The 13310-nt window shown below is 43.4% G+C and carries 12 protein-coding genes; 7 read left to right on the top strand and 5 right to left on the bottom strand.

Features of this window, described 5'->3' with window-relative positions; all coding sequences use genetic code 11:
• Genes flxY through VYM24_RS10295 form a run of 3 tightly spaced genes read left to right on the top strand, consistent with a single transcriptional unit; the run spans position 1 to position 2662 of the window.
• Entirely contained in the window at positions 1-1296 is a 1296-nt protein-coding gene (gene flxY, locus VYM24_RS10305) for a flexirubin biosynthesis putative acyl-CoA ligase FlxY (RefSeq protein WP_291600835.1), read from the top strand.
• A 58-nt stretch (positions 1297-1354) separates the two neighbouring features.
• Complete coding sequence (locus VYM24_RS10300; protein ID WP_217715446.1) at positions 1355-1924, top strand: hypothetical protein; 570 nt, start codon at positions 1355-1357, stop codon at positions 1922-1924.
• A 30-nt stretch (positions 1925-1954) separates the two neighbouring features.
• The gene (locus VYM24_RS10295; RefSeq protein ID WP_217715447.1) at positions 1955-2662 is read left to right on the top strand and encodes a hypothetical protein; all 708 of its coding nucleotides are present in this window, start codon (positions 1955-1957) and stop codon (positions 2660-2662) included.
• 83 nt (positions 2663-2745) lie between these two features.
• On the opposite strand, the gene VYM24_RS10290 is transcribed toward VYM24_RS10295, so the two are convergent.
• Positions 2746-3123, bottom strand: a complete 378-nt coding sequence (locus tag VYM24_RS10290; RefSeq protein WP_299093446.1) for a MerR family transcriptional regulator — start codon at positions 3121-3123, stop codon at positions 2746-2748.
• 5 nt (positions 3124-3128) lie between these two features.
• A complete protein-coding gene (locus VYM24_RS10285) occupies positions 3129-4097 on the bottom strand; it encodes a M23 family metallopeptidase (protein WP_007215113.1) in 969 nt (322 codons plus the stop codon).
• A 152-nt stretch (positions 4098-4249) separates the two neighbouring features.
• Here VYM24_RS10285 and alaS point away from each other — a divergent pair, with 152 nt between their 5' ends.
• On the top strand, positions 4250-6868 hold the full coding sequence (alaS, locus tag VYM24_RS10280; protein ID WP_330942070.1) for an alanine--tRNA ligase: 2619 nt from the start codon (positions 4250-4252) through the stop codon (positions 6866-6868).
• 407 nt (positions 6869-7275) lie between these two features.
• Here alaS and VYM24_RS10275 read toward each other — a convergent pair whose 3' ends face one another.
• Both VYM24_RS10275 and VYM24_RS10270 read right to left on the bottom strand, forming a co-directional pair.
• Complete coding sequence (locus VYM24_RS10275; protein ID WP_291552022.1) at positions 7276-8106, bottom strand: hypothetical protein; 831 nt, start codon at positions 8104-8106, stop codon at positions 7276-7278.
• A gap of 94 nt (positions 8107-8200) precedes the next feature.
• Entirely contained in the window at positions 8201-9619 is a 1419-nt protein-coding gene (locus VYM24_RS10270; RefSeq protein ID WP_291552025.1) for an ATP-dependent DNA helicase, read from the bottom strand.
• Positions 9620-9714: 95 nt separating this feature from the next.
• Here VYM24_RS10270 and VYM24_RS10265 point away from each other — a divergent pair, with 95 nt between their 5' ends.
• Genes VYM24_RS10265 through rsmD form a run of 3 tightly spaced genes read left to right on the top strand, consistent with a single transcriptional unit; the run spans position 9715 to position 11725 of the window.
• The gene (locus VYM24_RS10265) at positions 9715-10401 is read left to right on the top strand and encodes a hypothetical protein (RefSeq protein WP_291552028.1); all 687 of its coding nucleotides are present in this window, start codon (positions 9715-9717) and stop codon (positions 10399-10401) included.
• Positions 10402-10421: 20 nt separating this feature from the next.
• Positions 10422-11201: a DUF3822 family protein gene (locus tag VYM24_RS10260; protein WP_291552031.1), complete on the top strand. Its 780-nt coding sequence runs from the start codon at positions 10422-10424 to the stop codon at positions 11199-11201.
• The gene (rsmD, locus tag VYM24_RS10255) at positions 11192-11725 is read left to right on the top strand and encodes a 16S rRNA (guanine(966)-N(2))-methyltransferase RsmD (protein WP_291552034.1); all 534 of its coding nucleotides are present in this window, start codon (positions 11192-11194) and stop codon (positions 11723-11725) included. The genes VYM24_RS10260 and rsmD overlap by 10 nt, the downstream gene beginning before the upstream one ends.
• Positions 11726-11785: 60 nt before the next feature.
• On the opposite strand, the gene cls is transcribed toward rsmD, so the two are convergent.
• Entirely contained in the window at positions 11786-13225 is a 1440-nt protein-coding gene (cls, locus tag VYM24_RS10250) for a cardiolipin synthase (RefSeq protein WP_330942069.1), read from the bottom strand.
• Positions 13226-13310: the final 85 nt, after the last annotated feature.

Here is a 13310-nt window from a genome sequence, read left to right as displayed (position 1 = left end):
ATGGAAAAGAATCCAAACATACAGTTTCGTTCTCCCGAAGAGATTAAATTGTATCAGGAAGCCAGACTCACTGAAACCTTGGCTTACTTGCAGGCACATTCCCGCTTCTATCAGCAAATGTTCAAAGAACATTCCATAGACATCACCCGAATCAAGAAGATAGAAGACCTCCAACAAATTCCCGTTACCACCAAAACAGACCTGCAACTACATAATAGTGAATTCATCTGTGTAGACCCGGATGATATTATCGACTATGTCACCACTTCCGGAACTTTAGGAGATCCGGTTACTTTTGTACTGACCTCCAAAGATCTGGACCGTCTGGCATACAACGAGTATTTGTCTTTCAATACTGCCGGATGCAGCCGACACGATATACTGCAACTGATGACTACCATAGACCGCCGCTTCATGGCAGGGCTGGCGTACTACTTGGGAGCCAGAGAGCTCGGTATGGGAGTAGCCCGTGTAGGCAACGGTATACCGGAACTGCAATGGGATACCATTCACCGTATTCACCCTACCTGCGGCATGGTCGTTCCTTCATTCCTTATTAAATTGATAGAGTTTGCCGAAAGAAATCAAATTGATCATAACACCTGTTCTATGAAGAAGTGTGTATGTATCGGCGAAGCACTGCGCAACCCTGACTTTACATTGAACACCCTTGGACAGCGTATCAGCGAAAAGTGGCCGTCACTCCAACTCTATTCCACTTATGCCTCTACGGAAATGCAATCGTCCTTCACCGAATGTTCCGAATTCCATGGCGGACACCTGCAACCCGAGCTTATCATTGTAGAATTTCTGGATGACAAGAACCTTCCGGTGAAAGAAGGAGAACCGGGAGAAGTAACCATTACCACCTTAGGGGTGGAAGGCATGCCTTTACTTCGTTTCAAAACCGGAGATATCTGTTACCAATATACGGAACCTTGTGCATGTGGCAGAAACACCATCCGGTTAAGTTCCGTGCTGGGACGAAAAGGACAAATGATAAAATACAAAGGAACAACTCTGTATCCACCTGCATTATTCGACATATTGGATGATATTCCCCGGGTAAAGAACTATGTTGTTGAGGTGTACACCAACAAGTTAGGTACAGACGAGATACTGATTCGGATTGGCAGTGACGAGAACAGCGAAAGCTTTGCCAAAGAAATTAAAGATTTATTCCGCTCTAAAATACGGGTAGCTCCTACTATCCGGTTTGAACCGGCAGAATATATCTCCCAGATACAAATGCCTCCGATGAGTAGAAAAAGCATCAAATTCTTTGATTTACGATAACTAATTTCTAATTTTGACAGAATAATAAACTGAGTACTGATTCTAAATTATTAATTGTATGAAAAAGTTATTCACCCTTCTGTTCCTTGCAACAAGCATGATTTGTTTCGGACAAAACAAGAACTTCCTTAAAGAAGTTGAAAGTATCAATTTCTATGGAGTGGACTATTCAGCGGCTAAAGTATTTGGCGCAGCAGAAACCCCGGCACAATTTAAAGTGGCATTTGATGGAATTAACCAATTGTTCATTACCGAAGCCAAGAAATATGACGTAAGTAAGAAGCTGAAAGTAAGAGTTAATGAAATCTCACTCGATGCTGTCAATCAGGTCAATGAAGCTATCGATCCACAAGAATTGATGACGACCAATGCAAGCTATGTGCTGAGTGAAGATCAGATTAAGCAAATTGTAAACGCACTTCCCACGCAAAAGAAACCGGGTATTGGCTTGGTTATCATTGCCAAATTACTGAACAAAGCAGAAGCATACGGTTCTTATCAAGTAGTATTCTTCAATACGGAAACGAAAGAAATAATACAGGACTGGGCAACCGGTGGTAAAGCAAGAGGTTTCGGGCTGCGTAATTATTGGGCAGGCTCCATCCATAAGGTTATCAACAACCTCTAACACCAATAAATATACTAAAAACAAAATACAATGAAAAAATTACTATTATTATTCACTTTACTAGTAGGTATCAGCCTTCACTGCGCAGCACAAAACTATACCGAAGTTGTTTATTTGAAAAATGGAAGTATTATTCGCGGCATTATTGTCGAACAAATACCCAACAGTTCACTGAAAATACAAACTGCTGATGGAAGCATATTTGCCTATCCAATGAATGAAGTTGAGAAAATCACGAAAGAAGTAGGTACTTCAAAGAATAAATACCAGAATTTCGGGAAAAAGAGTAGTACTTTGAGAGGGTATAAGGGCTTTGTTGAAACCGGTTACATTTTTGATTTGAGTGATTCTAATGCTAACAGATTTACCTTATCAACTACACATGGTTATCAGTTTAACAATTATCTATTTGTCGGAGGTGGTTTGGGAATAAATTACTATACGGACGCAGATTTATACTCTGTTCCCATATTTGCCAGCTTCAGAGCAAATTTTACCAAAAACAAGATTACTCCGTTTGCTGATATTAAAAGCGGTTATGCCGCTGGTGATGTAGAGGGGGCCTTTGTTACATTGGGTATAGGTGTACGCTTCGCCCTTGCCAAAAAAATGGCACTGAATCTTAAACTGGAATATGCATATCAAGAATATGATTACGAATACTACTATAACAGCTACTATTACTATGATAATGAGTCAATAAATGGTATCGGAATCAAGTTCGGTTTCGAATTCTAAGTAAAGCAGTTTCTATAACATAAAAGCGGATTGAAGTCTACATCGTGTAGTTCTCAATCCGCTTTTCATTTATTGTGATTCTCTTATCCCTGCTGAATATCTTTTTTCAGTTCCTCCACCTGTTCATAAGTAAATCCGTCAAGGGCTCTCTTCATATTGAGCAGTTCTTCACGAATAGCTTTCAGGCGATCTACAATTTCAAAGTTACGAAGAGTCGTCTCTTTATTATCCTTCATTCGCTGGCGGGCACCGGGTAATGTCATTCCCCGTTCCTTCACCAGATGATAGATCAGCTTCACAGTTTCAATATCCTCTTTGCGATATTGCCGCACCCCACGACTCCCCTTCTTCGGAGAAAGTTGTGGAAACTCTTTCTCCCAGAAACGAAGCAAGGACTCGTTCACATCGAACATCTGGGCTACCTCACTGATGGAATAATATAATTTCAGATCTTTATCCATAGCTGTTAATCGAGGACTTTACCATGGTTGGCAGCAATCTGTATCATCCGGTCGTAATCCTCAGCACTCAAATCCATAAAATAATAGTTGACAGGGTTGACTACCTGACCTTTTACATGAACTTCATAATGCAAGTGAGGGCCTGTACTCTTTCCCGTACTGCCTACCCCGCCAATGACTTCACCGCGCACCACCTTCTTTCCTACTTTAGTACGGAAATCACGCAAATGCGCGTATACGGTCTGATAACCAAATCCATGATCTACCACAATCCGGTTACCATATCCGGTTTGCCACCCCATCTGTATCACCGTACCATCTCCTGTGGCATAAACATCCGTACCCAAAGGTGCCGAGAAGTCCATACCTGCATGGAATTTTGTAGTTCCGTAAATAGGGTCGATACGCGTTCCGTAACCGGAAGCTGTTTTGCGAAGGTCTTTATTGGAAACAGGCTGGATAGCCGGGATACAACGCAACATTTCATCATGGCTCTTACACATATCCACCACATCATCGAAGGAACGTGACTGGATATAGAGTTGCTTGCTGAGCATATCCATCTTCTGAGTTGTATTCACTACCAGATCGGAGTTCGCCATATCCATCAGGTGTTCATAACGGTTAGTGCCGCCATACCCTGCCTGACGAATAGCCGAAGGTACAGGGTCAGCCGCAAATATAACCCGATACAGGTTATCATCACGCTGCTGCACATCCTGCAACACCCCCATTGCCTCGTCCAGACGACGGGAAAGCACATTGTATTGCGCTAAAAGTTGGCTATTTTCCTTCCTCAACTCTTTCTCGGAAGGTGAACCGAAGATAATCAGCAGAATAATGAAACTACCTGCCCCTAAGCCCATGCCGATAAACAAACGGCGCAGGAGACTCACCATCCGTTGCCGGACAGTAGGGTAAATACGGTCATAAGTCTGCGTCTGTGGATTATAAATGTAGTAAACTTTGCGCATCTTTTGGAAATATTTCGCTCATTAATACGGCAAAAGTAATAAAAACAAGCTATCTTTGCACAGTTTTTTCAAGAATATTAATACTAAGTAGCAAGTAGTTAGTAGATAATAGCGAACAGAAGATAGTAACAGATTAAGATAAATAGAAGAGTATGTTGACTGCAAATGAAATCCGGAACTCATTCAAGAGTTTCTTCGAGAGCAAAGGCCATCAGATAGTGCCCTCGGCTCCAATGGTAATTAAAGATGACCCGACACTGATGTTTACTAATGCGGGGATGAACCAGTTTAAAGATATTATTTTGGGTAACCACCCGGCAAAATATAAAAGAGTCGCGGACTCGCAGAAATGCCTGCGCGTTAGCGGAAAACATAATGACCTAGAAGAAGTAGGACACGATACGTACCACCATACCATGTTCGAGATGCTGGGTAACTGGTCGTTCGGTGACTACTTTAAGAAAGAGGCTATCAACTGGGCATGGGAATATCTGGTGGATGTACTGAAGATAGACCCTAAGAATCTGTATGCCACCGTATTCGAAGGTAGCTCCGAAGAAGGATTGGAACGGGACAATGAAGCTGCTGCCTTTTGGGAACAGCACCTTCCGAAAGACCATATCCTCAACGGTAACAAGCATGATAACTTCTGGGAAATGGGCGATACAGGCCCGTGTGGTCCGTGTTCCGAGATACATATAGACTCACGTTCGGAAGAAGAAAAAGCCAAAGTTCCGGGCAGCCAATTGGTGAACAAGGATCACCCGCAGGTTATTGAAATCTGGAACCTTGTGTTCATGCAATTCAACCGTAAAGCTGATGGGAGTCTGGAAGGACTTCCCGCCAAAGTTATCGACACGGGTATGGGCTTTGAGCGCTTGGTACGCACGTTACAAGGCAAGACTTCAAACTATGATACGGACGTGTTCCAGCCGATATTGAAAGCCATCGCTGATATGGCAGGCACTACCTATGGCAAAGACAACCAACAAGACATCGCCATGCGTGTGATTGCCGACCACATCCGTACAATCGCTTTCTCTATTACAGACGGACAATTGCCTTCGAATGCAAAGGCAGGTTATGTAATCCGCCGTATTCTGCGCCGCGCAGTTCGTTACGGTTATACATTCCTGGGGCAGAGACAGGCATTCATGTATAAATTACTGCCGGTTCTGATTGAGAATATGGGTGAGGCTTATCCTGAACTGGAAGCACAGAAAGAACTGATCAGCAAGGTTATTAAAGAAGAAGAAGACTCTTTCCTCCGCACACTGGAAACTGGTATCCGCTTGCTGGATAAGACAATGGCTGACGCCAAAGCCGCCGGAAAGACAGAAATCAGTGGTAAGGATGCCTTTACCTTATATGATACTTTCGGTTTCCCGCTCGACCTGACGGAACTGATTCTCCGTGAAAACGGTATGACTGCCGACATCAAGGAGTTCGATGCCGAGATGCAACAGCAGAAACAACGTGCCCGCAATGCCGCTGCCATAGAAACCGGCGACTGGATCACACTGAAAGAAGGAACTACTGAATTTGTAGGCTACGACTATACGGAATATGAAACAAGCATCCTCCGCTACCGTCAGGTGAAACAGAAAAACCAGACATTGTATCAGATCGTACTGGACTATACCCCGTTCTATGCCGAAAGTGGTGGTCAGGTAGGTGATACAGGTGTATTGGTCAGCGAATTCGAAACGATTGAAGTAATTGATACAAAGAAGGAAAATAACCTTCCGATACATATCACCAAGAAATTGCCCGCACATCCGGAAGCTCCGATGATGGCTTGTGTAGATACCGACAAACGTGCTGCCTGTGCAGCCAATCACTCGGCTACCCACTTGCTGGACTCTGCACTCCGCGAAGTACTGGGCGAGCATGTAGAGCAAAAGGGTTCTTTAGTAACCCCCGACTCACTGCGTTTCGACTTCTCTCACTTCCAGAAAGTGACGGACGAAGAAATCCGTCAGGTAGAACATCTGGTGAATGCTAAAATCCGTGCTAACATACCTTTGAAGGAATACCGCAATATTCCTATTGAAGATGCCAAAGAACTGGGTGCTATCGCCTTGTTCGGTGAAAAGTACGGCGACCATGTGCGTGTTATTCAGTTCGGTTCATCCGTTGAGTTCTGTGGAGGTACACACGTTGCCGCTACCGGAAACATCGGTATGATAAAGATTGTATCTGAAAGCTCCGTTGCTGCCGGCGTACGCCGTATCGAAGCTTACACCGGTGCACGCGTAGAGGAATTGATGGACACCATCGAAGATACCCTGAAAGATCTGAAAGCGCTCTTCAATAATGCACCCGACTTGGCCGGAACCATCCGCAAGTACATTGAAGAGAATGCCGGATTGAAGAAACAGATGGAAGACTTCATGAGGGAGAAAGAGGCACAGATAAAGGAAAGATTGCTGAAAAACATGCAGGAAATCCACGGTATAAAAGTAATTAAGATTTGTGCTCCGATACCTGCAGAGAGTATTAAGAACATTGCATTCCAACTGCGTGGCGAGATTACAGAAAACTTGTGTTTCGTTGCCGGAACGATCAATGAAGGAAAACCGATGCTGACAGTAATGTTGAGTGATAACCTCGTAGCAGGCGGATTGAAAGCCGGAAACCTGGTGAAAGAAGCTGCCAAACTGATTCAAGGTGGTGGCGGCGGCCAACCTCACTTTGCAACAGCAGGTGGAAAGAACATTGACGGGCTGAATGCAGCAATAGAAAAGGTACTGGAACTTGCCGGAATTTAATAATTTGAAGGCAGACGGATTATTATTCGCCTGTGCAAGTAAATAACTGGCAAAAGACTTGACTTTGACATCCTAATGTCGTATCTTTGTCAATGTAATCCTGATTTAGTTTCGGGAAGATATATAGTAAAGAGGAGAAGCGAATGTTTCTCCTCTTTTTTTGTATCTATAGAAATGAAATAAGTTAAGATAGTATGTTTTATATGACAACATACTATCTTATGGAATAAAACAAACGATGTAATCACCCCAAACAAACCATCTGTTTGAGTAAAATACATCATCTGTTTCAAGTTAACACATCATCTGTTTGCAGAAAATAGAAACGGGAAAGCCGAAGCCCTCCCATTCCGTTAAACATACATAAATTCTCTCTTGACAAAAAAGGTTAGATCAGTATATCTTTTTCAATTATTTATACTCTGACTGTATGGGCTCAAGCGTTCCACATGGTAAACCCTGCATCCTGCCGGAACTTCTACCGGACAGGCTTCGGTAACGTCTTCCCAAAAGTCCATATATTCCATTACAGACATTCTGGTAAGACCAGGACCATTGAAAGTGTAGAAATGCTCTTCATTATTATACTTAAACAGCAGGCCTAAACGTTCCACTTCACCGTCAACAACCGGCACTCTTTCGTACCGCCCTATCATAGGAGCAATAGCAGAATCATCCGGACGAACACGTAAAGTTCCTTTTTCCCACATCTCAGATTCGTTATCCGGTATCATCTCATAGCATCCTCCCACTTTTACGGTAAAGAAGTCGGCGAATGCATCCGCTATATTCTTCTTTTGCTCTTCCGTTGCCTCCCCGGTAAGCACAATGCCGTCCTTCGCCTTATACAAAACAAATTTCACACACTCATCTACTTTCACTCGCAGCATTGCCGAAGAACCACTACCATCTCTTACCGTTATCGCAGTCTCACCTTGTGCTTTAGGAGTAACCAATATGCGCTGATAACCATTTTCATTTTTCACAAAAGCAGCGGTTACCACAGCATCGTCGCCGTTTATTATGGCATAGTTGCCATCACCTCCATCCACACCGACAATAATACCTTCCGGTTTACTCAAATAGAGATTCACGGAACCGATCAGGTTATCACAAGTCCCAATCTGGTAAATAGGCGCCTCTCCCGTAAAAAATACCATATCACGATAATCATCCTCGCATGCAGTACCCACAAACAAGAGTGAAATCAACATTAGAATAGAATAGATGTGTTTCATTGTTTTAGTCTTTTTATATCGGATTCGTATAATGAAAATGCAGTAAATAGTTAATTACTGCATGCGAACAGATATTTTTTTTAATCCCAGCTATTTATACGATTTGTTCTTTCGGGTAATTCACCAGATACAAAGTACCTGTAGCACGGGTAAAAGCCGTATATAACCAGCGGAAATAATCCGGTGTCAGATATTCATCCGTCATATACCCCTGGTCAAGAAATACATTCTTCCATTGCCCACCCTGCGCTTTATGGCAAGTAACGGCATAAGCATACTTCACTTGCAAAGCATTATAATGCGGATCAGCCTTCATCTTTTTCATCCGTTCGCGCTTTACAGGAATGTCAGCATAATCTTCGAGCACAGCATAAAACAGCCTGTCATTGTCCGCTTTAGGCAAAGCCGGCGCATCACTATGCAAAGTATCTAACAATAGATTAACTTCCAGTTCAAAATCCCCGTAATCAGGAAAAGTGAGCAGAACTTCCGCAAAACGAAAACCATACAACTCACGTGTACGACGCACCCGGTGAAGAACAGCTATCTCACCATTGGCAATGAAATCCATCTCTTTGCTTTTCTCCGTCCAGTAGTAATTATTCTTTGCTACCATCAGCAAGTCCCCCGTGTTCAATTCATCTTCCCGCCAAAGGATTTGCGCGCGTATACCATTATTATAGATATTCGCACGCTTATTGGAACGGCATACGACAATGGTCTCATCCATCCCGTCACGGTCGTAACAAGTACTCAGCGTATCTATCAGTTCATCGCCCGGAACAACCTTTATATCAGCGAACCCCGATACCTTTATCTTTGGCAGACTCTCGCAGGCATCTTCAGCTATAAGTTGGCGCAACCGAGTAGCATTCCATAATATACCGGAGTCCTGCACCTGACGTACTACCTGTGTCAAATCTACCTCTATCACCTCCAGCCCATAACCTTTCAGTGCCTCGGCAAACAAAGCAGGACTCTGTTCTTCACCCACCGGAGGAAGCTGCGCCGTATCCCCCATCAATATCAATCGACATCCTGTACCGGAATAAACAAACTGTATCAGATCGTCCAACAAACGCCCTGTACCGAACACAGCACCGGATAATCCCTCGTTCGAAATCATCGAAGCCTCATCCACTATATATAAGGTATGAGTAGTCAAATTATCGTTTACAGAAAAGTTACTTACCTCATTGGAGAAAGACTGCTGACGGTAAATCTTTTTGTGAATAGTAAACGCCGGATGCCCCGCATAAGCCGAAAAGACTTTCGCCGCCCGCCCCGTAGGAGCTAACAGAATTGACTTCTGTTGCAACTTATCCAACGTCCGTACCAGCGCTCCGACCAGCGACGTTTTTCCTGTACCAGCGTATCCGCGCAGCACAAAAACCGCATCATTACGGGGAGATAACAAGAAGGCAGCTAATGATTTTAGTACTATTTCTTGCTCAAAAGTTGGTTCATAAGGAAAAATTTCCTTAATTTGCGTTTCTAAATAGTTATTTATCATTTTTGTAATAGAAAAAAGTTACAGGAACTATCGCCATTAGAATTATTTATTTTATTTTTGCGGTACGAATATAACAACTAAAAAACATATTTATCATGAAAACAGTATTTAATATCGTTTTAGGCTTGTGTGCAGTGGTACTGATCTACATCTGCTATACCAGCATTATGGGTCCTATAAATTTCGAAAAGGCTAGAAAGCACAGAGAGAAGGCAGTTATTGCCCGTTTAATGGACATCCGTAAAGCACAGCAGGAGTATCGTAACTTGAACCACCAACAGTACACGGCAAGTTTCGACACTTTGATCAACTTTGTTAAAAACCAGAAGTTGCCTTTCATCTACAAAGAAGGTGAATTGAATGACAAGCAGTTGGAAGACGGTATGACAGAAAAAAAAGCTATTGCTATCATCAACAGAGCCAAGAAAACAGGTAAATACGATGAAGTAAAGAAAGCAGGTTTGGAAAACTTCAAGCGCGACACCTTGTGGGTTGCCGTACTGGATACTGTATTCCCCAAAGGCTTCAATCCTGATTCTATGAGATATGTTCCTTACGGTGGCGGTGCACAATTCGAAATGGCTATCAAGAACGATACAGCTAAATCCGGTGCTCCTTTCTGTCTGCTCGAAGTTAAGACTCCGTATGAAACTTACCTGGGTGGTCTGGACAAGCAAGAAATTGCTAACATGAAAGACGTACAAACTAAGTTGGGTAAATACTGCGGTCTGATGATCGGTAGCTTGGAAACTGCTAACAATAACGCAGGTAACTGGGAATAATTCCCTATCCTCAACACTGTATGATAGAAACGATTGACTTTAGTAAATCGGAACAATATACGTTATCCATCCGCCTCAGTGCGGATGGATTTTCTTTTTCTGTATTCAGCCCTCTGGGTGAAGGCGGGCTCTCTTTCTTTGACTGGAAAGTAGAAGAATCACTCTCCCTCACAGCCAATCTAAAACAGACTTTCCGTGAAGTGGAATGGCTTAAACACCCTTACCGCCGGGTAAATATACTCATGGCGGACAAGCGCTTTACCCTCGTACCGCTGGAGTTCTTTGAAGACGAACAGACGGAAACACTTTTTTATCATAACCACCCGAAGCGGGAAAACGAAATTGTGCAATACAACATTCTGCGAAAGAATAATGTCGTAGTATTGTTCAGTATGGACAAAAGTGCTCGTTCTTTCCTGTGCGAACAATATCCCGATGTAAGATTTTATTCGCAGGCAAGTTCGTTCATCGAACATTTCTCCAGCAAAAGCCGCTTGGGCAACAGCCGGAAAATGTACGTGCATCTGCGGAAAGATGCCGCCGACCTGTATTGCTACGACCGCAATCACCTGTTGCTTGCCAACTCTTTTGAATGTAAACAGACAGCGGACCGCATCTATTACCTATTATATATATGGAAGCAACTCGGCTTTGAACAGGAACGTGACGAAATGCACCTCACCGGTGAATTGTCCGACAAAGAAGCTCTGCTCAGTGAACTACGTAAATTTATCCGACAGGTATTCATCATGAACCCTGCCACTAACCTCGACCTACAAGCAATAACCACATGCGAGTAATCAGCGGAATATATAAAAGAAGAAGATTTGATGTGCCCCGTACTTTCAAGGCACGTCCCACAACAGATTTTGCCAAAGAGAATCTGTTCAATGTACTTGCCAATTATCTGGATTTTGAGGACGGAGTATCCGCACTCGATCTCTTTGCAGGAACCGGCAGCATCAGCATCGAACTGGTATCACGGGGGTGCGACCGCGTAATCAGCGTTGAAAAAGACCGGGACCACTATGCTTTCATCTGCAAGATAATGCAAGAGGTAAAGACCGATAAATGTATCCCTATCCGTGGCGATGTATTCAAATTCATCAAAGGAGGACGTGAACAGTTCGATTTTATCTTTGCCGATCCTCCGTACGAATTGCAGGGATTGGAAACCATTCCTAATCTTATCTTCGAAAACAATCTCTTGAAAGAGGAAGGCTTGCTTGTATTGGAACATGGAAAGAAAGATAACTTCGAAGATCATCCGAACTTTGTAGAGAGACGGGTATATGGCAGTGTGAACTTCTCGATATTTAAATGAAGAATGAAGAATTAGCTGCGCAATGATGCCGCATGGTAATTCTTCATTTTTTATTCTTCATTATAAAAGCGGTGCCATCAGTCGCACCACACTCTCGGCAGCTTTCCGCCACCAGGGACGCTTCACCCAGTTTTTAAGAAAGACCTGTACACACTCGCGTTGATCCTGAAGAAAGATTTCACGCATTTGCAGTGCAGTTTCAGTATCATAAATAAAAGCGTTCACCTCAAAATTATGCTCGAAGCTGCGGAAGTCTACATTGGTAGAGCCAACAGTAGTAAGCTCATCATCCGACACCATCAGTTTGGAGTGCAGAAAACCTACCTTATAAAAATAAACTTTCACACCAGCCTGCAATACATCTGCCAGATAGGAACAAGAACCTAAATGCGTAAGACGATTATCCGCACGCAAAGGCAGCATCAGTCGAACATCAACTCCTGCCAATGCGGCCGTTTGCATGGCAGCCAGTATCTGTTCCGTAGGCAAGAAGTAAGGGGTCTGTATATAGAAATATTTCTTCGCACCGGAAATTGCCATACTCAATCCTTGCATAATTTCTTTCCAGGGACCGATAGGATCACTTGTCACAATCTGTACTAACGAATTACCCGATGCCTCCATCTTCGGAAAATAACGGGAGGCACTGATCAAAGTACGGTCTACAAAATACCAGTCGAGCAAGAAAGCGGTCTGCAAGCCATGCACGGCTTTGCCTTCCAATAAAAGATGCGTATCGCGCCAAATGCCCCATGAGAACCCACGCATATAGCGTTCTGCCAGATTCATCCCACCCACAAAACCGATTCGCCCGTCAATCACAACAATCTTACGGTGGTTGCGATAGTTCACTTTGCTGGTGAACAGAGGGAAACGTACTTTCAGAAAGCTGCGTACCTCGATACCTGCCGAACGCATTTCATCATAGAAACGGTTGGGCACATGCCAGCATCCTACATCATCATAGATGACACGCACTTCAACGCCCTCCCGTGCTTTCTCTATCAGTACATCCCGCACCATTCGCCCGATGGCATCATCCTCAAAAATATAAAATTCAATATGGATATGTTGCCGGGCTTTAGCCAGTTCCCGCAACAGGGATTGCAACATGGAAACACCGCTGGTATAAGTCTCTACACAGTTGCCGTCAAAAGGAAACGCCTGGGTTGTATTGCGAAATAAAGAAATGAGCCGGCTATAAGCTATAGGCAAGGTAGTGGCATCCTGCGCCAAGTATTCCACCATTGGTTTATTCAACAGACGGTTATAAATCTTCTGCTCTATTATTCGCTCGCGCCTCCGGCTACGCCCGAAAAAGAAGTAAAAGACCAGTCCCACAACAGGCAGAAACATCAATACCAATATCCACGCCAGTGTCTTCACCGGATTACGATTGTCGAGAATGATGACAACAATTGTTCCGATGATAGCGCCAAAGTAAATAATATCAAAGGCGACGGTAGCTACTTGGTTTAGTATATAGTTCCAGTCAATCACAAAAGCAAATATAGAAAAAATAAAAGAATTCCTGTTTTTTTAATGGAAAAAAGAAAAAACAGAATCCCCTTCCATCTCTTTCAGC

This window comes from Bacteroides sp. MSB163, from assembly GCF_036416795.1.
Lineage (GTDB): Bacteria > Bacteroidota > Bacteroidia > Bacteroidales > Bacteroidaceae > Bacteroides > Bacteroides maternus.
The sequence above is the reverse complement of the archived record's forward strand: the minus strand, read 5'-3'. Positions and strand labels throughout refer to the sequence as shown.

Bases quoted from the DNA above. Each gene is read 5' to 3' on its own strand.
- flxY (WP_291600835.1), top strand. From the start codon at position 1: ATGGAAAAGAATCCAAACATACAGTTTCGTTCTCCCGAAGAGATTAAA.
- VYM24_RS10275 (WP_291552022.1), bottom strand. From the start codon at position 8,106: ATGAAACACATCTATTCTATTCTAATGTTGATTTCACTCTTGTTTGTG.
- VYM24_RS10300 (WP_217715446.1), top strand. From the start codon at position 1,355: ATGAAAAAGTTATTCACCCTTCTGTTCCTTGCAACAAGCATGATTTGT.
- VYM24_RS10260 (WP_291552031.1), top strand. From the start codon at position 10,422: ATGATAGAAACGATTGACTTTAGTAAATCGGAACAATATACGTTATCC.
- VYM24_RS10290 (WP_299093446.1), bottom strand. From the start codon at position 3,123: ATGGATAAAGATCTGAAATTATATTATTCCATCAGTGAGGTAGCCCAG.
- VYM24_RS10295 (WP_217715447.1), top strand. From the start codon at position 1,955: ATGAAAAAATTACTATTATTATTCACTTTACTAGTAGGTATCAGCCTT.
- rsmD (WP_291552034.1), top strand. From the start codon at position 11,192: ATGCGAGTAATCAGCGGAATATATAAAAGAAGAAGATTTGATGTGCCC.
- alaS (WP_330942070.1), top strand. From the start codon at position 4,250: ATGTTGACTGCAAATGAAATCCGGAACTCATTCAAGAGTTTCTTCGAG.
- VYM24_RS10285 (WP_007215113.1), bottom strand. From the start codon at position 4,097: ATGCGCAAAGTTTACTACATTTATAATCCACAGACGCAGACTTATGAC.
- VYM24_RS10270 (WP_291552025.1), bottom strand. From the start codon at position 9,619: ATGATAAATAACTATTTAGAAACGCAAATTAAGGAAATTTTTCCTTAT.
- VYM24_RS10265 (WP_291552028.1), top strand. From the start codon at position 9,715: ATGAAAACAGTATTTAATATCGTTTTAGGCTTGTGTGCAGTGGTACTG.